The organism is Ornithinibacillus halotolerans (genome assembly GCF_014637405.1).
In the GTDB taxonomy this organism is placed as follows: Bacteria; Bacillota; Bacilli; order Bacillales; family Amphibacillaceae; genus Ornithinibacillus; species Ornithinibacillus halotolerans.
The window spans coordinates 206,471-230,344 of sequence record NZ_BMEY01000002.1 but is presented as its reverse complement, the minus strand read 5'-3'; the positions used below and the strand labels follow the sequence as shown (position 1 = coordinate 230,344).

The following is a 23,874-nucleotide window of genomic DNA, read 5'->3' as shown; positions in this document are numbered from 1 at the left end:
TATTGTGAGTCTTTTTATTAACCATTCAGTCGAAACAAATAATGATGAACTCATCGTTACGTTATACTTAGATAAGCGATTTGGACATGAGGAGTTTAGTAAGGAGTTTTTTAGTAAAGGAAATAAAAAGTCCTTAGAGAGTGAAGTAAAAAACTATTTCAAAACACATCTACCAAATATTAAATCCGGAATCGTAAAAATAGCATTTGGTACGATGATTTTAACAGTATTACCAATCCAAACATTTGCTCAAGATTTAGCAACTGATCCTTCGGGGGAAAATATTGAATATGTCATCCAAGCAGAAGATACCGTACCATTGGACGATACAACTACTACTCAAACCGATGATGGTAATGAAAACATTCAAGAGCCCGTTCCAGAACCGGAGCCCTCTACGGAAGATGATACTGTAGAGCCAGTTCCAGAACCCGAGCCCCCTACGATAGATGATACCGAAGAACCAGTTCCTAGTCCGGATACAGATGAACCATCCGATACAACACAAGATACGCCACAAGAAACGACGTACATTGTTATGGCTGGAGATACGTTAACACGAATCTCTAATCAACATCATGTCACCATCGATGAAATTAAGGAAGCAAACAACTTAACTAGTGATGTCATTTATGTTGGCCAACAATTAATTATTCCAAATACAGATACCACTGAATCCGACTTGGTTGAGGGTGAACAAGCCAATCCTGAGCCTACGGATACCGTTCAAGAACCAGAAGCACCTGAATTAGAGAATGAGCCCATTCAATTCGGAATGCACCGAGATGATGTTGTCATCTTAAAAGAAAATTTAGATACGTTAGGGTTTGTGGAGTGGAAGAACCCACCGACTGATTACTTCGGTAGGTCATCTGAACAGGCTTTATTAGACTTTCAAGCTTTTTACGGACTCAATGAAACGGGAGTTGCTGACCAGGATACATTAGCAAAAATCGATAACATATTATCTAGTCCACTCCAGGATGGGAATCGACATGATGATGCCATTCAATTAAAGATAAATTTAGAAATATTAGGCTATGTGAGTTGGAAGAACCCACCGAACAACTTCTTCGGTTCCAGTACGAAAGAAGCGGTTCAACGTTTTCAACAAGATAATAATCTCCCTGTTTCAGGGATTGCAGACCAACTAACTTTCTCCAAGCTACAAGAATTGGCACAGCAACCGCTTCACGTTGGAATGAATCGTCCCGATGCAGTCGATATGAAAAAGAATCTCGAAATATTAGGATATGTGAAATGGAAAAATGAACCAACTGGCTATTATGGTTCGCAAACGAAAGCAGCAGTTATATCGTTTCAATCCGATTATGGTCTACCAGCAACTGGTGTCGTCGATTCGGTAACCATGTCCACATTGGAGGATGCGGCTAATGCCCCAATGCGTGAAGGAATGTACCGTTCAGACGCCATTGATTTAAAAATAAATTTGGAACAATTAGGGTTTATTTCGTGGAAGAATACACCGAATAATTTTTTTGGCCCTTCTTCTGCAAATGCCTTACAAAACTTCCAATCCTATTACGGGCTAGAAGCGACGGGAATTGCTGATCAAGCAACATTACAAAAGATAGACGACATATTAGCGAGTCCACTTCAAGATGGAAATCGGCATGAAGATGCGATTCAGTTAAAAAAGGATTTAGAAAAAATCGGTATCGTCAAATGGAAGAATTCACCGACCAATTATTTTGGTTCCAGTACGAAAAGAGCCGTGGAAGATTTTCAACGACAATACAATCTACCTGTTAGTGGGATTGCCGACGCAAGAACATTACAGAAAATCGCAGAAGTACGTGAAGCCGTTGTTGAAATTAATAGCTTTTACATTACTGGTAAAGGCTATGGCCATGCGGTTGGAATGACACAATACGGTGCTTATGGTATGGCAAAAGCAGGACATTCCTACGAGGAAATTATTAAATATTACTATACTGGTGTAGAGTTAAGTACTCGTGATACAGAGAATCAACTAGTAAGAGTCCTGTTAGCACAAAATGCAAGTACTATAACCATTTCTAGTGACCAACCTTACCAAGTCGGTGATAAAGAATTTCCAGCTCATACGGTAACTTCTATTCAATATGAGAATGGAGAATATGTCATTAAAAATAGTGGCAATACGTATACACGTGAATCCCAGCTGCAAATTTCATCTACACAAGGTGGATTGTTACATTTTAAAGACCAGCAATATGAGGGGATATTTTATATTTCAGAAGATGCTGGAAAGCTGGATCTCGTTAATCACATCAATGTGGAGAGTTATTTAAAGGGTGTGGTCCCATATGAAATCATCCCAAGTTGGAATAATATGGACTTGTATAAAACACAAACATTAGCAGCCCGCACGTATGTATTGAAAGAAATCCAGAGAGATTATGATAGAAATTTCGATGTTTATGATACGGTCCGTTCTCAAGTTTATCATGGTGTTCCAACGAGTATTCCTGAAGTATATGTGAATAAAATTAATCAAGCGATTGCTGAAACGAAAGGACAAGTTATCGTATATAACGGTACCCTTATTGATGCCGTTTATTCCGCATCTTCCGGAGGCCATACCGTAGATGCTGCAGATGTATGGGGAAATAGTGTTCCTTACTTAGTTGGTAAAGAGGATCCGTACGATACATTTGTCTATTCTAATAACTGGTGGAACTACACGATTACCAAACAGGATTTGGAAGAATTGTATCCGTCTGTAGGTAAAATTATCGATGTTCGAGTGGAAGAAACGAAGTATAATCGTCCAACGGAAATTAGTATCATTGGAGAAGATGATTCAATTACAGTGACTGGGTCAGAGTTCCGATCTAAAATTGGTTCCGATAAACTAAAATCCAACACGTTTACTATTGAAGGTATTTCATAAATTAGAGATTGGGACAAACTAAACATTTAAGTTAGTGCATTTACCCCGCCCCGGAAATATACTGCGCTTTCACTTCCAGTACCGGGGCGACATCTGCTCAGATCAGTACCATCGCAGTGTCTACCTCGCCGCGGGCGGCTGGTGAGCCAGGCTACTACTTGGATAAGCTTCTTCGCTGCCTTGCACCGAGGAAGCTTTCTTCGTAGCGTTACTTGCAGACGCAGGTGCATCAACGGGGTCTCACCGATGCCTTTCCTCCCACAGGACAAGGAACGCTTCGTCAGCGATACATCGCACGTAGAAAAAGCGTTCTTCTTTTTCAAGGAGTCTCCGTATATTTCCGGGGCTGATGTAGTGATTGTTCTTTTTTTACTACTTTGTATTGTGAATTGTCCCAGTCACTTATTAATTACTTTTACCAAACTCAAATATACTCCCACTCAAATTCTCACTATTATATATAACCGCTACATAATCAAAATCATTTTCCAAAATATAATCTCTCACCGATTCACCTTCATTATGTCTGACATCGTAAAAAGTTGTTTGGTGAAAGTTTTGGGCAAGGTGGTACACTAAGGCATTCGCGTAGGAATCTTTGATAACTAGCATTTTGCCCGCTTTCACATTGGGATTGATTATTGTCAGTTCACTAAAATCCCGAGTATATAAATCCGAGTACGATACTTCATCCTTTGCACTTACATTAAAATAAATATGCTCCGGTTTCTTCTTTTCCCCATTCGCATAGACCTTATATTCGGTAAAAGCTTCTTGTAAGTAGACACACATCTTTTCATGATCATTTGAATTCACGGTCATATATATTTGCCGATTATAACTGCCGACAAATTCAGTTGGTGGGGAGAGACATTCCTTTTGATAGTACGTTTCCTTCAAACTTTCTTCATTCACTTGAATGGAATCGGAATGCTTTTTAAATGTATTAGACATTAGTTTATAAGCTTCTAATGCCCCTTTCCCATTCCAATGGTGGTCTGTTTTAAAGTACATGCTTTCGATTTCCTCTTTTGTAAATTCATCACGAAAGACATTTGCCATATCAACCGTAACGATGTCCTCATCTAACTTAGACAAAAAGTAGTCCTTATTCTCCTCCGACTTACTTTCATTTATATAATCAGGAAAAATGGATTGAAACAACGTCACTTTATGTGGAACCATAAAATAGTAAAATTCAATTTCCTCTTCTTGTAGGAACTGCGCCAATTCATTTATAGTTTCCGACGAACTGTTAATCCCCTTTTCCTTCAACGTCTGGCTCGGTTTTGGCATAATCCAATCTTCGGCCCCAATATAGTAATCATTCACATACGTTTTACCTGATAACACTTGGTAATTCGTGTACGTTTTTAACCAAACATCTCTACCAGGAAATTGATCGGTAATATATGTTTCGACATCCTTCATATATTGGCCTGTAATAATATTTTCGGTAGATAAGTCTGGTGTTTGAGCTAATGTTCTATTTTCGATATGGGAAATTTGATGGTCCTCCGTCAGGATCATATAGATACCAAAAATAAATAGAAATAGAATAAATAGCCCAGATAGCATGATTTTTCCAAATCGATTCATCCAAAAACAACTCCATTAAAATCTAAAATAAATAAACGGATTATAGGTTGAGTTTACTAATAGAATCATACAAACAACCATTAACATCATATACACAACAGGTAACGTAATAGACAAGACCGGTACGATGGCCTTTTCATAGTTCGTTAACGATATTATCTTTTTCCTCAACCAAGGGATGATCGGAATGGAAAAAATAATACCGAGCGCAAAAATCATCCAGTAATCATTCACGTAAATAAGTGCTTGTCCATCAACAAACCTTGTAGCGTTCATCCCGAACATCGTCTTTAAGTAGGCAAACGAATAGGAAAAACTATCTGCCCGGAAGAATACCCAACCAATCATTACAATAATAATTAAGTAGACATGTTGTAGTGGGGTGCTTAGTTTTGCTAAAATTTTCGCTAGTCCAATTCGCTCGAGCACAATTAAGATTCCAAAATAAAAGCCCCACGCCATGAACGTCCAACTCGCACCATGCCAGAATCCGGTAATCGTCCAGACAATGAGCAAATTAATGATGGTTCGATTTGGTCCTTTTCGGTTACCACCTAGTGGGATATAGACATAATCTTTAAACCATGTACTTAATGATATATGCCATCTACGCCAAAATTCAGAGACCGATCTTGCGATATATGGGTAATTAAAGTTTTCTAAGAAATCAAAGCCAAACATCTTCCCTAAACCAATTGCCATATCACTATATCCAGAGAAGTCAAAATAGATTTGTAGGGAATAAGCGATAATGCCAATCCAAGCAGTCGCAACACTTAGCTCACCTGCTGGGGTGCTGAAGATTCCATCAGCTACTTCGCCAAATGAATTCGCTAGGATGACCTTTTTAGCTAGTCCAACGATGAACCGCTTCACACCTTCTGTAAATTTATCTAAATGGACCATTCGTTTCTTAATTTGTTCTGCAACCGTATTATATCGAACGATTGGCCCGGCCACTAATTGTGGAAATAAAGATATGTATAGTGATAAAGAAAATAAATTCTTCTGTACTTCTGCATCTTTTCGGTATACATCAATGACATAACTCATCGCCTGGAATGTAAAAAAAGAAATACCGATTGGCAAAGGAATCGGTTCTAGTTCCAGTGATGTGTGGAATATATTATTGATATTATCAACAAAAAAGTTAGCATATTTAAATATCCCGAGAATCAATACATTCCCGAGAATCGCAATTGTTAAAAATAGCTTTTTTAGGGATAGATTTTTACGATATGTATCAATTAATAATCCAAAAATATAATTTAACGCAATGGAAAAGAGCATTAAGAACACATACTTTGGTTCTCCCCATGCATAAAATAGTAAACTTGCGAGAAGTAGAACGTAATTTTTAACAGAGTTACCGACGATATAGTAAACAAGAAGTACAATCGGTAAAAATACGAATAAAAATACTAAGTTACTAAATACCACAGTATAAGTCCCTTCTTAGACAGATTCGAATTCTTTATTTTCATTATATACTAATAATTACTTTATAAACTTTTTATTAGGGATTTTTTCGTATCTAGTACTCTTAGACTCTAGTGGTTATCCATACATTTCTATGCTAAAATAACTATATGTGTTTACATTCCTATGTCATTGTCATGAAGACTTAATATGCGAATGTACCCATTTAGTAGTAAAATTAAACTTGCATTTCCGTTCATATTTTAAACATTAAAGGGGAAACAGAAAATGGTTAAAAATCATTCTGAACAGTCACGAATGGTTAAAAGAAAGAAAAAAAGAAAGCTACGCAGACGTGTCTATTTTATATTAATTCCGTTGATAATCGTATTTGCTGGTTTAGGCTATGCAGCATCCTTATATATTAAAGCTGATTCAGCAATTAGTAATTCCTATGAAGATGACGGCAGAGAAAAGTCTAAGCTGAGAGAAGCAATGGTTGATCCAAATGTGGACAATATCTCGATTCTTATTATCGGTGTAGATGAAAGTAATCATCGTGGCAACGAAGGGAATTCGAGGTCTGATACACTTATTCTTGCAACATTAAATAAAGAAGAAAAAAGTATTAAACTCGTTAGCATTCCACGTGATTCATTAGTGTATATCCCTGAGGTTGGTTATGAAGATAAGATTAACCACGCGCACTTCTTTGGTGGCCCACAAGCAACTATTGAAACGGTGGAGAACTTACTAAATATCCCTGTGGACTATTATGTGAAAGTAAACTTCCACGCATTTATTGAAGTCGTTGAGGCAATTGGTGGAATTGAAGTGGATGTTCCTTACGAATTCTGGGAATCGAACTCGGATGATAAGAAGAACTCCATTCACCTACTACCTGGTGAACAATTATTAAACGGTGAAGAAGCACTAGCATTCGCCCGTACGAGAAAGCTCGACAATGACATTGAACGTGGAAAACGTCAAATGGAAGTCATTAAAGCAGTGATTAAGAAATCGTTATCTGTCGGCTCAGTATTCAAGCTCGGTGATGTAATCGATGCAGTTGGATCCAATATGACAACGAATATGACCTTTGATGAAATGAAAAGCTTAGTATCCTATGGACTAAATGGTGGCGGATTAGATATCGAATCGATGACATTAGAAGGCGCCAACTATCAACCAGGAAAAGTATATTACTGGAAACTCGATGAAATCAAACTAGCCGAAGTCATCAACCTACTCAAAAACCATCTAGAACTAGATAGTGCTGAAGTAGTTAATGCAATTAATTAGTTAAAAATTATTAATCTAGAAAAAAACTGCTAATCCCATTCAGAGATTAGCAGTTTTTTTATTTGTGTATTCTTCCTCGAACACTAATTTTTCGCATACTATTTAGTAATGGCTGGCGCTTATTCCACGTAATCCCAGCTAATTCAGAGATTAATTGTATAGCTAATATAATAAGCAAGAAGATAACTAACGAACTTAGTAATCGAATACTATTGAATATAATCGCCATACTACCAAAGAACGCACTAAATCCATATAAGACTAACACCGCATTTCGATGAGAAAACCCCATCTCCATCAGCTGATAATGAATATGTTTTCTATCAGCCGTCGCAATCCCTTGCTTGTTCATTATTCGTCTAATCATCGCTTGAATCGTATCAAACACAGGAACAGCAATGACAATAATTGGAATGATGAAACTAAAGAACGCCACATTTTTAAAGAGACCTAACATGGATATAATGGCGATTGAATAGCCTAAAAACAATGCACCTGTATCACCTAAAAATATTTTCGCTGGATAGAAATTATGGAATAGGAACCCAATACAACTTCCAATCAAAATCATACAAAGTGCTACGACGATCATTCGTCCATCCATAATCCCCATAATTAATATACTAATTAATCCAATGGTCGACACACCAGTTGCCAACCCATCTAGGCCATCGATTAAATTAATTGCATTGGAAGCCGCAACAATCCAAAGGATCGTTAGAAATATTCCAAAGTTGTCAATATAGACCGAGCCCATAAAAGGAATGGATAACTTTTCAATAACTAATCCAGATGAGACAACTACACCTGCAGCTGCAAGTTGACCAGCTAATTTATACAACGGTTTAATGTTAAAGATATCGTCGACTACCCCAGTGACAAGCATAATAAGTGCCCCGATGATAATTGCATTCATATGTTGTTCAAAGGGTTGTAGATAAATAAATCCAGCTGCAACTCCAATAAAGACGGCGAGTCCGCCAAGACCTGCTTTTACCTCATCATGCATTTTTCTATTACCATCTGGTTTATCTACTGCTCCAACTTTAAATGCTATTTTTTTAATTAATGGTGTAACAAAAAGAGTCGTAAGACCTGCTATACAAAATGCAATTAACAAATCCGCTACATTAGTCATAATGCACCTTCATTTTCATTTTTTTATAATCATTGATATTTTACCATATTATACGAAATGATTCTCGATTTTTATAGTGTAATCCATCATTTTCATACAAAAAAGTCTAGTTCTTCAATAAAATGAAGAACTAGACTCATAGATTATTTATAAACAGGAACATCAAAGATTAAGTTGTAGTTTCCTTTTTCATAGATGCGTTGGTAATTATATACTTGTTTATAAGCCCAACCGATATCTGTTGCATATTGATGCTCTGCTTTGCCTCTTTCTTCCATATTTAATGGATTCCAGCGCATGTTATATAGGGTGTGTTGTCCGACATGAATATACTTCTCACCGGCAAACTGTGCCCCACCGATTATCGCATCATCGACTGTAAACCATCCTTCTTCAATCGCTCTTTGTGTGCCACACTCTTTTGCACAATGATCGTTAGCACCGATTCCGAAGAAGTTATAAACTGATTTACCATTATGTTTAATACTACCATCAGAAAGAGGGGATTTTCCTCTACCTGTTTCTAACATCGCATGGGATACTAAATAAATTTCATTGATGTTTGCTAATCTTGCTGCTTCTCTAAATACTGCGCCTTTACCTTCTAGTTTACCTGCGCCTTCTAGAAGTTTATCCAATTCAGAAGCAGGTGCACCTGTAAAGTAACGTAAATCTAAAAATTGATATTTTTGATTTACATCATCTACATAACTTCTCGGATCTAAATATTTTTTCGTATCCGCTGAAGTTGCATTTCTCCATTTGTAGGTCAATTTAACTTTATGCCAGTTATTCCCTACACTTGATACGGTAAATACTGTCCCTTTATCCACCGTTTCATAAATATGATAACTTGTTCCTTGTCCAGAACGTACATTCACTCTTGCTGTAGTCTCACCTAGCTTAATATTAGCATTAGCAAGAGAACTATGGACATAGAGAATTTCTCCTTGGTACTCAATTTTAAACCATCTCTTACTATGACTAACCATATCCCCTTCTACATTATCATCTAAAACTTTAAATGTAGTTCCGCCAACGACAGAACCATATATATTGTTTGATAATAAATATGGAGATTTACGTAAGTTAACAGAGTAACCAGTAATCGAACCACCATCATACAATTTTAAATACGTATTGCTTACATAGCCGGAATAGTATTGATCTGACTGTGGTTTTACCTTCATCTGTATATCTAAAGCTTTTTGTAAAGTTAGATTATATTCAGTGGTAAGGAATAGTTCTTTGACACTTGCCATTTCTACGAGCAATTCTAGTGTGATTTCATCAATAATACCACTAACCGGAAGACCGTTATCTTCTTGGAATCGTTTCACAGCATTTTCTGTTGAGCGACCATAATATCCATTCGGTTCATTTTTCCAATTCACATAGCCTAATTTCTCTAAATACTTCTTAAGCTGAATGGAATCTTCATGCGTAACGCCGTATTGAAACGGACTAGCTAATATCGACTCAATCTTATTAACCGTTTTTGGATTGACAACACCACTAGCAATTAATCCATAATGTTTTTGGAAATTATTAACAGCTTTTTCTGTTTCAACCCCAAATGTATTCGTCGTATTGTTGATTGGAAAACCAAGACGGTTCATCTGTTCTTTTAGTTCGATAACTGCTGAACCTTTGTCGCCAACTTTTAAGGAATTGGATAGAACTTCATCCAGTTTCGTTAGTGTAACTTCTTCAGCAATTCCGGATACTACTAAATCGTAATCTCTTTGGAAGGCTTTCACAGCTTTTTCTGTTTGTGATCCATATAGAGGTGTTGGATTTTTAAGATCTAAATATCCTAAATCGACTAATTGCTGCTTGATGATGATAGAACCTTCATTACTTTTACCTTTTTGGTAAGGGCTAGCTAATACTTCTTCCATTTTATTTATGGTTGCTTCGTCCCCTTTACCAGTTTGAGGAAGTCCATAATATTTCTGTAATTTAATAACAGCCTGCTCTGTTGATGGACCATAAAAGTTAGTTGGAGTGTTCTTCCAAGAAACAAAGCCTAATTTCTCCAAATTCTCCTTAAATTCAATAGCATCATTACGTCTCATACCATTTTCTAATGGTTTAGTTGCTAATTCTGACATTCTAAGTTCTGTTACAATTTCTACAATCCCTGAAACTGGTAAACTTTGATCTCTTTGAAAGGCTTTAACAGCAGCCTCTGTCTGTGGACCAAAGAATGTTGTTGGGTTTTCAAAATTAGCATAGTCTAATAGAGTCAGAATCTCTTTAAGGACTACTACATCCTCATGTCTATTTCCATTTTGAAGTGGTTGTGCTAATACATTTGCTATTGCATCTAGCGTTTTTTGATCTGCTTTACCTGACGGAGTTAGCCCATAAACACTGTAATACTTTTGAAGTTCCATTACAGCACTTGCTGTTGAAGGCCCGTAGAAATTATTAGGAGTATTCTTCCAATTTACAAATCCTAATTTTTCTAGATTCTTCTTCAGCTCGATAGCATCATTACGACGCATCCCATTTTCCAATGGTTTCGTTGCTAAATCTATTAATTCAGCTTTCGTAATCGGTTCAATAATTCCTGAAACCGGTAACCCTCGGTCCTTTTGGAATGCTTTTACAGCTGCTTCTGTTTGAGAACCAAAGAATGTTGTTGGATTGTTGAAATTAGCAAAATCTAAAAGTGTCAGATGCTCTTTTAGAGTCACCGTCTCTTTATGATTCTTACCGTTTTGGAATGGGCTCGCTAACACATCAGCAATCGTATCTAATGTGTCTTGATCTGCCTTACCTGATTGCTGAATACCGTAGTATTTTTGCAATTTAATTACTGCTCTTTCTGTAGAAGGCCCAAAGTAATTATTCGGTATATTCTTCCAGTTAATAAAGCCTAATTTCTCTAGATCAAGCTTAAATTGCACTGCATCATCACGATACATCCCTTTTTGTAAAGGACCAGTTGCCAATTCTACTAATCTAGCTTTTGTAACAGGCTCGATGATACCAGAAACTGCTAATCCTTCATCACTTTGGAATGCTCTAACAGCAGCTGCTGTTTGGCTTCCGTAATAGTTTGTTGGATTTTCAAATGTTGCATAGCCTAATATAACTAAGTATTCTTTTAGAATAATGGTTTCTGAATCTCTTTTTCCATCTTGAAATGGACTTGCTAAAATTTCATCTATTTTAGCTGTAGTGGCTTCATCTACTAAGCCCGTTACTGTTAATCCATAATACTGTTGGAAATTTCTTAGTGCTTCTTTCGTTTGATTATCAAGAGATCCAGTGACACCGTCCTCAGTAAGAAAACCAAGTGTTACTAGATTACTTTGCAATTCACTATAGTCTTCCGCTTTTGCTACCTTCAATTGATTTAAGGCTTCAACTGGCTCCTCACTCTCTTGATCCTGTTCTTCCACAGGTTCCTCTGTTTCTTCCTCTCCACTCGATGTTGCTCCTACGATAAGTGGACTAAAGTGGAAAACAGATATTAATAGCAAGAGGGCCATAAAAAGTCTAATCTTCACTTTAGTTTCACCTCCTCTATTAAAATTACACACAAATCTAGTATCTGATAAATTATAGTATTTTTCAATAGAATATGTCGATAACGTGAAAAATTAGGTATTCATCCTTAGACAACGCTTACTACAAAAAAAAAACGGAGATTCTATCAACTAGAATTCTTCCGTTTTTTTAATCGATTATTATCTTTTCTTCAAACCAAATGAATGTGCAATCGCATCGGCGGTAATTCGACCTAAGTATGCTCGATAGCTTTTAGATGCTAACAACTTGTTCTCCGCCTTATTATCAATATACATATATTCTAATAAGATTGCTGGCATATTAGTATTACGTAAGACGTTGAAGTTCGCTGTTTTCATTCCTCTATCGTTCACATCGATGCGTTTAGCTAAATAATTGTGAATATCTTTTTGTCTATTTTTTGTTTCGTTCGAGACTTTCCCGTTATAGATATATGTTTCAAATCCTTTGGACAGTCCTAAATAAGCATTCGTGTGGAAGCTTACAAAATAATCTGCTCCCCATTTATTGGCCATTTTACTTCTATCTTCTAACTCAATAAATGTATCTGTTGATCGTGAAATCTTCACATCCACACCTACATACTTACTCGTTAGATAGGATAAGGTTTGTAATGCTATATCTAACACAATATTCTTTTCCTTTAATCCAAATCCTTGTCCACCTGGATCTTTCCCACCGTGACCTGGATCTAGAAAGATTTTAACAATCCCTTTTTTGGCTTTGTTTAACGCTTTTAATGTTATTTCATCAACAATACCACTAATCGGAAGTCCCTTATCTTTTTGAAAACGTTTGACTGCTTGCTCTGTTGAATCTCCAAAGTAATTATTAGGCGTGTTTTTCCAATTAGCATAGCCTAATATGTCTAAGTCCTTTTTTAATTGTTTCGCATCGGCATGTCTTATTCCTTTTTGTAAAGGGCTATTCAGTACATTGTCCATTTTATCCAATGTTAATATTTCTGCAATTCCACTCACGGGTAGACCGAAATGTTTTTGAAAACGTTCCACGGCTTGTTCGGTACTGGAACCATAATAGTTATTCGGCTCATTTTTCCACTTTACAAAACCTAGTCTTTCCAAGTTTTTCTTCAGTTGGATATTGCTCTTCTCTCTCGTTCCAAATCGATTAGGAGAATGTAGGATTTCGTTGACTTTATTTAATGTAAATTCTTCTGCTATCCCACTTACTGGAAGTTTATAAGCACGTTGGAAAGCCTCGACTGCTTTTTTAGTACTTGAGCCATAATACGTATTTGGCGCATTTTTCCACGTTACATAGCCTAAAGTCTCTAAATCTAGTTTCAATTGGACGGCAGCATCCGCTCTATTACCTACTTGCAATGGTGAAGCTAAAACTTCATTAATTGTAGTTAATGTAGCTTGATCAACTACTCCTGTTTCTGGAATACGATAATAGGCTTGAAGTTTTAATAGTGCTTTCTCCGTTGAACTACCGAAGAAATCATTCGGCGTGTTTTTCCATTTTATAAAACCTAATGTTTCAAGGTTTTCTTTAAATGCTACTGCATCTTCTCGGTACATCCCATTCTGAAGTGGGCCAGTAGCCATTTCGGATAGTTTTGTTTTCGTAATCGAGTCAACAACACCTGTTACTAGTAAACTATTATCCTTTTGAAACTTTGAAACTGCACTTGCTGTTTGGGAACCGTAATAATTATTTGGTGGATTATTCCACTTTACATAACCTAAAATAGCTAGATGTTCCTTAAGCACAATCGTTTCTTCATGCTTTTTCCCTGTTCGAAAAGGATTATCCTTCACTTCACTTAGTTTATTTAAAGTAACATCGTCAATTATTCCAGATGGCTCTAAACCAAACGTTTGTTGAAAGGCGATTACTGCCTCTTCCGTAGAACCTCCGAAATAACCATTTGGTTCATTCTTCCAACTTACAAATCCTAATTCCGCGAGGTCTTTCTTTACCTCTATTAATCTAGGATCTGTCATTCCTCTTGAAAAGTAGGTTTCTTCCTCTTCTTCATCACTTTCCGGTTCTTCGGATAGCTCTTCCTCTTCTTCATTTTGGATCTCATTGTTATGTATTTCATTTACTTGCTCTTTAGACGTATCCACTAAAGGTACTTCTTGTTCCTCGATAACAGTATCCGTGTTATTATCATTCAACCCTACTTCTACCTCTGTAGTTTCTTGAACAAGTTCAACATCAGTAGTCATATCTACTTCCTGATCGTCAGCATGATCCTCTACCTCGTCTACAAGAACGTCCAATCCTTCTACGTTATCATCGACAGTATCATTTGTTGCTGCTTCTGTTTCAATAATTTGTGGGCTAATAATGAAAGAATAGATTAATAGAATCGTTACAAAGAGGATACTTCTAATCATTTTCACTATCCGTTCACCTCCTCTAAATTCATATAATTCTATATTAGTATCTAATAAAAAGTACTGTTTTTCAAATGGCAAATTTCTACCAATTGACATAGAGGACAAATAAACTGAGGTTAGGACAAAAGTATTTCTATCTATGGTAAAACCGAACATTAATATTAGCTTTTCCTGCGCTTATGTTACATGCTCGTATTTTACCTTTATTGATAGAATGATGTCCCAACCTCAGTCTTCATCCAGCCAGAGTAGGTAATATATATTAACCTTCTTCAGTCATATTTACCAAGCCAACGACTGGTTTTATTTTGTCATATTGTTTTATGTTTTCTAGGTACGTATCAATTTGTTCACGTTGTCCCACGAGTTCGACAACAAATTTTTTCAATTTCTCGTTATACGTGCTAGTTACATGCAATCCATTGACTTTAGTTTTTTCGAGAATGTTCTCTCTATAGTTTGTTATCTCATTCTTAGGCATCGCAATATATAATTTGATTTTTTCATCCAGTTCCAAACGAACATTGTCTGTAATGGATAGTGTATGATAATTTTCATGTTTAAAGCCAGCTAACATCTTGGCATATTCCATGTTGGTATGTCTTATTTTGAAATATGTTTCCTTATTATCAATCTCATCCATTAATGAATCGTCTGGGAATTTACTATTTACTTCAATTAACCAAAGATCTTTATTCTTATCAATAGCAAAATCAAATGCAAGTTTTCCAAGACTAAGACCTGTTTCTTCTAATCTTTTGGATATCGTATGGGCTACAGAAACAAATTCTTTCGTATGTTTTTCAATCATTTCTTCATCCATGAAGTATATGTCTCTTAACACATCTGGAATTAATTTTGTTTCTCCACCACTAATATCTCTATTACTTACGATACTGTTATCTCCACTCACTCTAGAGACAAACATAAAATTTTGCCAATTACCTAGTCGGTCCTTGTCCATGCCAACTCTAAAGTCTACCACTTTATTATCAATTTGTAGTTCTACCGTCTTTTGAATGATATATTTTCTTTTCGTTAAATGTACGGATAAAAAGGATGAGAAATCATCTTTATTCGTAAATGTCCACTCGACATTTTCATTTTTCTCCCTAGTTTTGACCGTAATAACGTTATTTGAAGAAATAATGTTATAGATTCCTTTTCCTTTTTTCCCTTCAATCGGTTTCACATACACATTTCCATGTTTGTCTAACATTTCTGTAACATCATCTACTGTTTGATAGAGACTAGTATGAGGCAAATATTTGATCACTTCAGGGAATTGTTTCAATCGATCATACATTTCCCACTTGTTAATGGATTTGTAGTTATAGATTCTATCACCATATAACGAACCAAAATGTTCTTTCCAATCCGTGTTATACGTATTCTTTCTGAAAATAGAAGCAGGATATGGTAGAGTAGCTTTTTCCCAAACATCTCTCTTCGGATTGTAATAGTATCCACTCATTGTTAAATCTGCTTTATTCACGGTATCTAATGTAAAGGCAAAAATCACACCATTTAGATCTTTGTAATTCGCAACATACGTATGGAAGATTCTTAGTTTCTTAATTAAGGTCGTTTCTTTTCTTCCCATATAGATTCCAATAAAGGGACCAATAACTAATTCATTATTTGATACAGCAATATTATACGTACAGTCAACAGGTAGATTCAGTCTATGAACGATAGACTGTGCTAAATGAATATCATCACCCAAATTAGCATCAATTTCGATATTTACATCAGCCACTTTCAATCCAAATCTAATATTGGAATGTTGAAGGTGAAGGATTCCTAGTTTTTCTGCTACGTTTTTCCCTACTTTGAGAATTCTCTTTTTTTCTTCGATTACTTCTACATTAAAACTCATTTAAGAATGTCACCTCAGTGTTGTTATGGTTTACTAATTTAAGTGATATCTAATTCCGGCATCCAGGTTCTCATACGACTTGTTATTTCATCATAGACTTCACTAGACTTGAATATACCCATATCTGTTTTGATATATTCATTTTCCTTCAAATAATCCTCCAATAAGTACATTTTAAAATCTTTTTTGTTTGTACTATCGACAAATGTCAGCTTTAACTTTGGATTACTAATATCTAACATCGTACTGTTTGGATCTTTTTTCTCAATATCAATTGTTTGGAAACCACCTATTTGTCGATATAAGCCTTCTTGGCCCGTAAAGAAATTACCTAACGAATAGGCCGTAAATGTTCTTTTTCCTCTGGAGTTAAGAATCCATTCCACTGGCTGTAGGACATGAGGATGGTGTCCGATAATAATATCTGCGCCTGCATCTGATAAATCTCTGGAAACCTCTTTTTGCTCTGAAGTTGGATAAAGGTGATATTCTTTGCCAAAATGAAGAGAGACGACAATAATATCTGCCATGTCTTTATTTCGAATTCGCTTTATTTTGTCCTTAATTGGTTTCAGTTTTGTAGGGTGGTACTTATCGACAAGGTAAGGTTTATCTGTAGGGACTTTCCCTACCCCTGTACCTTTTGTATACGAAAGGAAACATATTCTTAAGCCATTTTTATGAATGATTCTTAGTGTCTGTTGATCTTCCTCTGATTCGTAGGCACCGACATATGGAAGTCCTATTTTTTTCAAGTTACTAATTGACTTTAATAGTCCTTCTTCCCCTTTATCTAGCACATGGTTATTGGCAATCGTCACCATATCCACATCTAAATCTTTCAGTAAATATCCAATTTCTTCCGGACTATTAAATTGTGGAAAGGAGGATAGACCTAATTCCTTCCCAGCAATGATTGATTCCTGATTAACAATCGTTAAATCACTTGTTTGGAATAAATGTCTAACATTCTCGATCTTCTCGTTAAAATCATATCCATATTTCTTGCGAGCCGTTTTATATAATCGTGCATGTAGTAGAATATCACCTGTGGCAGCTAGCGTAATTTTTCTTGATTCGCTCATTGCTATACACCTCCTAATAGATTGTAGCTTAACTTCTATTCTTCATTTTTTTAATCACTTTTCTCATAGGTTCTGTATATCGCCAAGATTTACTATTAAGTAAATTAGAATATTTCTTTTTCGCTGTTTCTAACTTCTTCCGTTCTTTTTCTACTTCTGCTTTCTTTTGACGTAAATATTGGTTTCCTTGTTTGTTGGCTTGTTTTTTGTTTCTTTTTTTAGGCTGAACTTGAACATTTATTTTAAAGCCATATTCTATCGGTCCATTTGTATATGGATTCAGATCCATGATCGTACTATTCTTCATGATAGCACTGCCTGATTGTATGACTTGTTTAAAAGTATTTAAATTGTTTTCCTCACCGGCTGCTACTATCAATGCATTTCCATTTTCTAAGTCGATGGTGTAACCACTTATTTTATTTGCAAGTGCTTGTTTTTGCACCCAATTTTTATAGGTTGTCGTTTGGACATCTCCATAAACTTCGTAAGCGTCTGTAATGTGTTTTTCCTCTATGTTTAACGTAGGAATAACGACTTCATTTACCTTTCCAGCACGAAGATGATCAGTTACTTTTTTGAAATCGAACAAATAATTAACATTGGCTTGTTCTTCATTCGTTTGCATTGAGTTTGGAAAGTAATAATCAATGATCGCCTTGGGAATATTTCTAGCTTCACCAGTCACCGGGAATAAGTGTGAGCCAATTCCCGCTCTCGTATTCACCTCGATGACATAAGAAGTTCCCTTCATTTCATCTACGATCATATCTACACCAGCTTGCGGCAATCCTGGTATTGCTTTTAAACTATTAATTGCTTGTTGTTTCATTTCCTCTGTTAATTGGTTCGTAACATCTACTGGTTCCCCACCACTAGATATATTAGCCGTATCTTTTAAGAATAAATACTCACCCTTAGTTAGGACACTATCAAGCGTATATCCTTTTTCTTTTAATATAGATAGAGCATGATTGTCGACCGTTATTAATCTTGTACTTAAGTTCGGGTTGTTTTTTCTTTCTTTATTCTTTTCATTAATTAACGATTCAATGGTACTTTCTCCATCGCCTACCACATGTGCTGGAATCCGTTTCACTGCGCCAATTACTCGGTTATCTACGACATATACTCGGTAATCATCACCAGTGACATATTTTTCTATTATCACTGCATGGAACCCTAACTCATTTCGTACATGTTGTAGCTTCTCTAATAGTTCATTCTTCGTTTGAATGTTTAACATGACACCTCTACCTAGCTTTCCATCTAAAGGCTTTATGACAATAGGAAAACCGATTGACAATGCATAGGCAAGGATGGTGTCATTGTTTACTTCTTCTGTAAAACTTTTCCCTTCTGGAACCGTTACTCCAGCTTCAAGGAGATACTTCTTGGTTAAATCTTTATCTTTACAAATTTCTACCGCTTGTTCTGAAACTTGATCCCCTTTGGATATTTGGAATTTATGTACAACTTCCTGATCACTTAGGGAATATTGAATTTCTAAATTCCCATTATGATAGGCGTTGTAAAATTTTAGTGTAAGTCCTCTTCTCCAGCCTTCAAGAGCTATGGAGTACATGCTAAGGTTATTTCCATGTGCCCTTTTAGGAATGGCATCGCTTATGTTCATTAGCCTGTGCAAAGACATTCTTCCACCTACAATCGTTTAATTCTACTTTTTAATAAGCTGTTTCACTTTAGTAGTATACTTCCACCAATTACTTTGAAGGATGTTGTTATGTTTCTTTTCAATTTCTCTTCTTTGTTTCTTTAATTCTTGAATTTCATTCTCATATTTCGTGATCGCTTTTCTATCTGTTTTCTTTAATGATACAGATGCTTCTTTTTTCTTCGTGATGATTTCAAAACCAATTGCAGAAATTGGTCTATTATCAGCTTCTTCCACTACTTTATCCACTTTGGCACGCTTTGGTTTATCAATATTCAATGTAGAATGGAAGTTATCTATATCAGACTCTTTACCAGCAACATGGATTAATACTGTACCATCATCCAGATTTTCCACCGTACCTATTAGTCGATTATTAAGTGCCATGCGTTGAACCCATCTTCTATAGCCCACTTTTTGTACTTGTCCAGACACTGTATATCGTTTTTTCACCATATCGTATTGCGGACAATCTGGTAAAACGACTTCCTGAGCAATGCCACTACTTAATAGCTCTGTAATAGCTTTATAATCATAGAAAATCTTATTTTTATGCGTTTTTCTATCATAATCGATGGTTTCAGGAAAATAGTAATCGATAACTGCTTTAGGAATATCTCGAGCTTGTCCTTTTACTGGGAAAAGATGGCTACCAATTCCAGGACGTGTATTTAACTCAATAACAACTCCATGGTTTCTATTTATATCAAATAATATATCTACTCCAGCTTGGGATAGTCCAGGGACAGCACGACAAGCATTTACAGCGAGTTCTTTCATTTCTTCCGTTAACAGCCCCGTTACATCGATTGGTTCTCCACCTGTAGATACATTACTGTTTTGTCTTAAATAAAGTAATTCATCTTTTTTCAATATACTATCTAATGTGTAATTCGCTTGTTTAATATTCTTTTTTACTTCTGTGTCAATTTTAATTGATCTTCCGCGTAAATTAGGATTCTGCTTACGTTCGTAATTTTTCTTCCTAATTAATTGGTTAATTGTACTTTTGCCGTCTCCAATGACATTGGCCGGTAATCTATTGATCGCTCCAATTACCATATCATTAACCACGTAAACCCGATATTCTTCGCCAAAAATATGTTGTTCCACAATAATATCTCGATATCCTAAAACGTCTCTTACTTGAATAAGAGACGTTTTAAATTCTTTTATATTATTGATATTAGGGATTACTCCCTTTCCTAGGTTAGCTCCGACAGGCTTAATAACTACTGGGAAGCCTAATGTTTTTGCATATTCAATGATTTCTTCATTTGGGTGGTTTTTATTAAAATTTCTACCCTTTGGTACAGAAACATTAGCTTCACTTAAATACTCTTTCGTTAGAACTTTATTTTTACATATTTTCATGGCTTCTTTTGAAACGTTAGGACCTTTTGACACAGCAAATTTTAGTTCTTTTTCCTTGTTGGATAAGGAATAATTAATTTCATATTTTTTCCCATATTTCGTATTATAGAATTTAGTAGTTAGCCCTCTTCTCCAACCTTCTAAGGCGATTGAATACATACTTAATTTATCGCCATTCACTTCATCAGGTATACTATCTTCCAGATGGGGCAACCATTCTTTTTCTAACCTAGACATCAATTATCAACCTTCCATAAGAACATTATCATTTGCTTATTGGGTCTTTATCTTTTACCAACTACGATTTCTTTCACTTTTCTAATTGGGGCAGTTAATTTCCAAGAACTACTGTTAAGAATATGCTTATTATCCTTTTCCAGTCTATTCTTACGTTTAGTTAAATATTGTAGTTCTTTATCCATTTTCCTTAATGCATAATTCACTGATTTTAAGCTATTTGTATTATATCTCTCAGCGATTTCAAAACCTACGATTACTGGTTCTTTCCAGATCTCTTCTTTAATTTTCTTAATATGAATATTTTTGTACTGACTAATGATTGATTTAAATTCATTTATCTTAGCTTTATCTGTGCCACCAACGATAATTTCTACTTCATCAAAGACCATATTTTTCACATAGCCATGTAAATCATTATCAAGTGCTTGTTTCTTCAACCATTTGTGATAACTATGGCGTTGCACATCTCCAGAAACGACATAACGCTTCGCAAAGAATTCTCCCATTGGTGCTGGAGCTACTTCTACTTCTAGTGCTGCGCGATTCTCTAACGGTTCCAATACAGTAGTCATGTCAAAATACACTTTCGAATTGGTCGTATCGATCCCTTTTGTTTCTGGGAAGTAATAATCGATAATTGCAGCAGGTATATTTCGCGCTTTTCCTCTTAACGGGTATAGAGCTCCACCAATTTGAGCAGTCGGATTTAATTCGATAACAACGGCAGGATCTTTGATGGATTTATCTTCATTTACAATTATATCAACCCCACCATGATATAATCCAGGAACAGCTTTCAATGCATCAATTGCAATTTGTTTAATATGGTCAGGCATTGTATCGGTAACATCGATTGGGTCCCCACCAGAAGAAACATTTGTCTTCTCTCTTAAATAAATTAATTTCCCTTTTTCTGGAACATCTTGCATTGTATAGCCAGCTTCTTGGACAAATTCTAAAATCTCTTTATCCATTTCGATTAAACAGCTTTTCAGACGAGCATTTTTTCTTCGTTCGTAGTTCTTCAATTCAATTAGTTCTTCAATTGTATGCGTACCGTCTCCCATAATATTGGCAGGAACTCGGTTGTATGCTGCGATTACTTGATCACCAACAACGTATACACGATACTCTTTTCCTGCAACATGCTGTTCAACAATTACTTCTGGGTATCCAAGTTCTACTCGGACATAATGTAGAGCTTTTCGGAACTCAGCTTCATTTCTTATATTCGTGACAACCCCATTACCTAAACTAGCATTCGTTGGTTTCAGTACTTGTGGGTAAGGAATAGTCCTACTAAATTCAATGATTTCGTCATCTGTAGCATCTTCGTCAAAGCCTTTCCCTCTCGGTACAGGTACTCCCGCTTTTTCTAGCCAGATTTTTGTATCATCTTTTTCCGAACCGATTTCAACTGCTGAATTAGGTACTTTATCTCCTCGTGAACGGAAGAAGTAATGTGTACGCTCATCAGAGCTAAGCGAATATAATCGTCCTGGTGGATTTACACCGAATATAATCATATCCTGAAAATATTCCGAATCCTTCGTATACCATTTTAATTTAAGCCCTCTTCTCCAACCTTCCAGTGCGATGGCAAATGAGTCAAGTCTTGTTTTTTGGGCATGTACTACTATTTCATTTGGTAGTTGAGGTAAGCTGATACCCCGTTCCTCTTTCATGGATGTATTCCTCCTATAACACCGTTAAATTATCTAATTTTCTTTAATAAAGCTCCTGCTACACGAATTGGTTTGGAAATTCTCCAAGATAAGCTTTGTTCAAATTTACGGTTTTGAACTTCCGCCTTCTTCAGTGCTAGTTCCGTTACTTCCATTTCCTGTAAGATTATCTTCATTTCCTCTAATTGCGTTTTTAAATCTGCTTTAATATCAAAGCCTACTTTAATCGGTTCATCATAAACTTCTTCTTGGATGTCCAATACATGAGACCGTTCAGGGTCTTCTAATAACGCATTTCTAAAATCATTGACCATCTCTTCATCTGTTCCAGCTACAACCACTTCAATATCTCCATCTTCCAGATTACTTACGAATCCGTGCAAGTATCGTTCAAATGCTTGCTTACGAAGACCACGATGATAACCAATATCTTGAACTTCACCAGAGACGATATATTTCTTCGCTATTATTTTTCCTTTTGGAGGTGGTGTTACAGTAGTAATGAATGCTTGTCTTGAATTTAATGGATCTAACACATCATGCAAATCAAAATAAACTTTCCCTTTATTTTCGATAATATCTTTTGTTTCTGGGAAGTAATAATCAATAATAGCTGCAGGTACATCCCTCGATTCCCCTTTTACCGGATAAAGGATTCCACCTAATTGTGCTGTTGGGTTAATTTCTAACACCACACCTGCTGGATTACTCGAATCATTCTCATCGTACATAATATCAACAGCAGCATGGATTAGACCTGGAACTGCTTTAATCGCATTTACCGCATTTGTTTTCACTTGTTCTGGCAGTTCATCCAATACGTCGACTGGGTCCCCACCTAAGGAGATATTACTTTTCGAGCTAAGAATTAATTGCTCCCCTTGTTCTAAGACCGTATCTACGGTATAGCCTTTTCTTCCAATAAAGTCAGCTAACTCTTGGTTAATTTCAATTGGACAACTAACCAAACGAGGATTCAGACTACGTTCCTCATTTTTCAATTCGATCAATGCTTTTATCGAATTCATTCCATCCCCAGTTATGTTTGCTGGAATACGTTTAATGGCACCAACTACTGCATCATCCACTACATAAATTCGGTAATCGTCACCGGAAACAAATCGCTCGACGATGACATCTTTAAATCCTAAATCAGAGCGCACATATTCAAGCGAGAATGCTAATTCACCGGAACTCGTAATATTCGCAATGACCCCTCTACCGAAGCTCCCGTCTGTTGGTTTTACGACAACTGGATAGCCTAAAGCATTCGCATAATTAATAATCTCTTCATCTGCTACATCTTCTGTGAATTGTTTCCCCTCTGGGATTGGGATCCCAGCCTTGGACAATACTTCTTTTGTTTTTTCTTTATCTCTACCAATTGCCACTGCTTCATTAGTTACTAGATCTCCTCTAGTTCTAAAGAAATAATGGGTTTTATCGGCAGAGCTAAGTGAAAATAGTTGACCCGGTTTATCGACAAACCAAGTCGTCATTTCTTTAAATTTCTCCGAATCCTTCACATGCCATCTTAGCTTTAATCCCCGTCTCCAACCTTCTAGTGCAACTGCATATGCATCTAAAAGATGACCATGTGCATCTGAAACAAATTTACTCGATAGGTGTGGTAGCCACTGTTTGTCTTCTTCCATCAAGATATC

Annotated in this window: 13 protein-coding genes; 2 read left to right on the top strand and 11 right to left on the bottom strand. The window is 36.1% G+C overall.

Annotated elements, in window-relative coordinates; genetic code table 11:
• The first annotated feature begins 4 nt into the window (after positions 1–4).
• Complete coding sequence (locus IEV35_RS02900; protein WP_188383190.1) at positions 5–2,896, top strand: peptidoglycan-binding protein; 2,892 nt, start codon at positions 5–7, stop codon at positions 2,894–2,896.
• 405 nt (positions 2,897–3,301) lie between these two features.
• On the opposite strand, the gene IEV35_RS02895 is transcribed toward IEV35_RS02900, so the two are convergent.
• Both IEV35_RS02895 and IEV35_RS02890 read right to left on the bottom strand, forming a co-directional pair.
• On the bottom strand, positions 3,302–4,495 hold the full coding sequence (locus IEV35_RS02895) for a DHHW family protein (RefSeq protein ID WP_188383189.1): 1,194 nt from the start codon (positions 4,493–4,495) through the stop codon (positions 3,302–3,304).
• A gap of 15 nt (positions 4,496–4,510) precedes the next feature.
• On the bottom strand, positions 4,511–5,935 hold the full coding sequence (locus IEV35_RS02890; RefSeq protein ID WP_188383188.1) for an MBOAT family O-acyltransferase: 1,425 nt from the start codon (positions 5,933–5,935) through the stop codon (positions 4,511–4,513).
• Between the two features lie 267 nt (positions 5,936–6,202).
• On the opposite strand from IEV35_RS02890, the gene IEV35_RS02885 reads away from it, so the two are divergent.
• Positions 6,203–7,216 carry an LCP family protein gene (locus tag IEV35_RS02885; RefSeq protein ID WP_188383187.1) on the top strand — a complete coding sequence of 338 codons (1,014 nt, stop codon included), beginning with the start codon at positions 6,203–6,205 and terminating at the stop codon, positions 7,214–7,216.
• Between the two features lie 58 nt (positions 7,217–7,274).
• Here IEV35_RS02885 and IEV35_RS02880 read toward each other — a convergent pair whose 3' ends face one another.
• The 9 genes from IEV35_RS02880 to IEV35_RS02840 all read right to left on the bottom strand — a co-directional run bounded on the left by IEV35_RS02880 (position 7,275) and on the right by IEV35_RS02840 (position 23,865).
• Positions 7,275–8,354, bottom strand: a complete 1,080-nt coding sequence (locus IEV35_RS02880; RefSeq protein WP_188383186.1) for a glycosyltransferase family 4 protein — start codon at positions 8,352–8,354, stop codon at positions 7,275–7,277.
• 143 nt (positions 8,355–8,497) lie between these two features.
• Complete coding sequence (locus IEV35_RS02875; protein ID WP_188383185.1) at positions 8,498–11,875, bottom strand: peptidoglycan-binding protein; 3,378 nt, start codon at positions 11,873–11,875, stop codon at positions 8,498–8,500.
• 180 nt (positions 11,876–12,055) lie between these two features.
• On the bottom strand, positions 12,056–14,269 hold the full coding sequence (locus tag IEV35_RS02870) for a peptidoglycan-binding protein (RefSeq protein ID WP_229740626.1): 2,214 nt from the start codon (positions 14,267–14,269) through the stop codon (positions 12,056–12,058).
• Positions 14,270–14,534: 265 nt separating this feature from the next.
• Positions 14,535–16,151 (bottom strand): YheC/YheD family endospore coat-associated protein, encoded by a 1,617-nt coding sequence (locus tag IEV35_RS02865; protein WP_188383183.1) that lies wholly within the window; start codon positions 16,149–16,151, stop codon positions 14,535–14,537.
• A gap of 38 nt (positions 16,152–16,189) precedes the next feature.
• Positions 16,190–17,236 (bottom strand): CapA family protein, encoded by a 1,047-nt coding sequence (locus IEV35_RS02860; RefSeq protein WP_188383182.1) that lies wholly within the window; start codon positions 17,234–17,236, stop codon positions 16,190–16,192.
• Between the two features lie 28 nt (positions 17,237–17,264).
• Positions 17,265–18,872 carry an ATP-binding protein gene (locus IEV35_RS02855; RefSeq protein WP_188383181.1) on the bottom strand — a complete coding sequence of 536 codons (1,608 nt, stop codon included), beginning with the start codon at positions 18,870–18,872 and terminating at the stop codon, positions 17,265–17,267.
• Between the two features lie 42 nt (positions 18,873–18,914).
• Positions 18,915–20,522 carry an acylphosphatase gene (locus tag IEV35_RS02850; RefSeq protein ID WP_188383180.1) on the bottom strand — a complete coding sequence of 536 codons (1,608 nt, stop codon included), beginning with the start codon at positions 20,520–20,522 and terminating at the stop codon, positions 18,915–18,917.
• 47 nt (positions 20,523–20,569) lie between these two features.
• Positions 20,570–22,210 carry an acylphosphatase gene (locus tag IEV35_RS02845; protein WP_188383179.1) on the bottom strand — a complete coding sequence of 547 codons (1,641 nt, stop codon included), beginning with the start codon at positions 22,208–22,210 and terminating at the stop codon, positions 20,570–20,572.
• Positions 22,211–22,239: 29 nt separating this feature from the next.
• Positions 22,240–23,865 (bottom strand): acylphosphatase, encoded by a 1,626-nt coding sequence (locus IEV35_RS02840; protein ID WP_188383178.1) that lies wholly within the window; start codon positions 23,863–23,865, stop codon positions 22,240–22,242.
• Positions 23,866–23,874 lie beyond the last annotated feature (9 nt).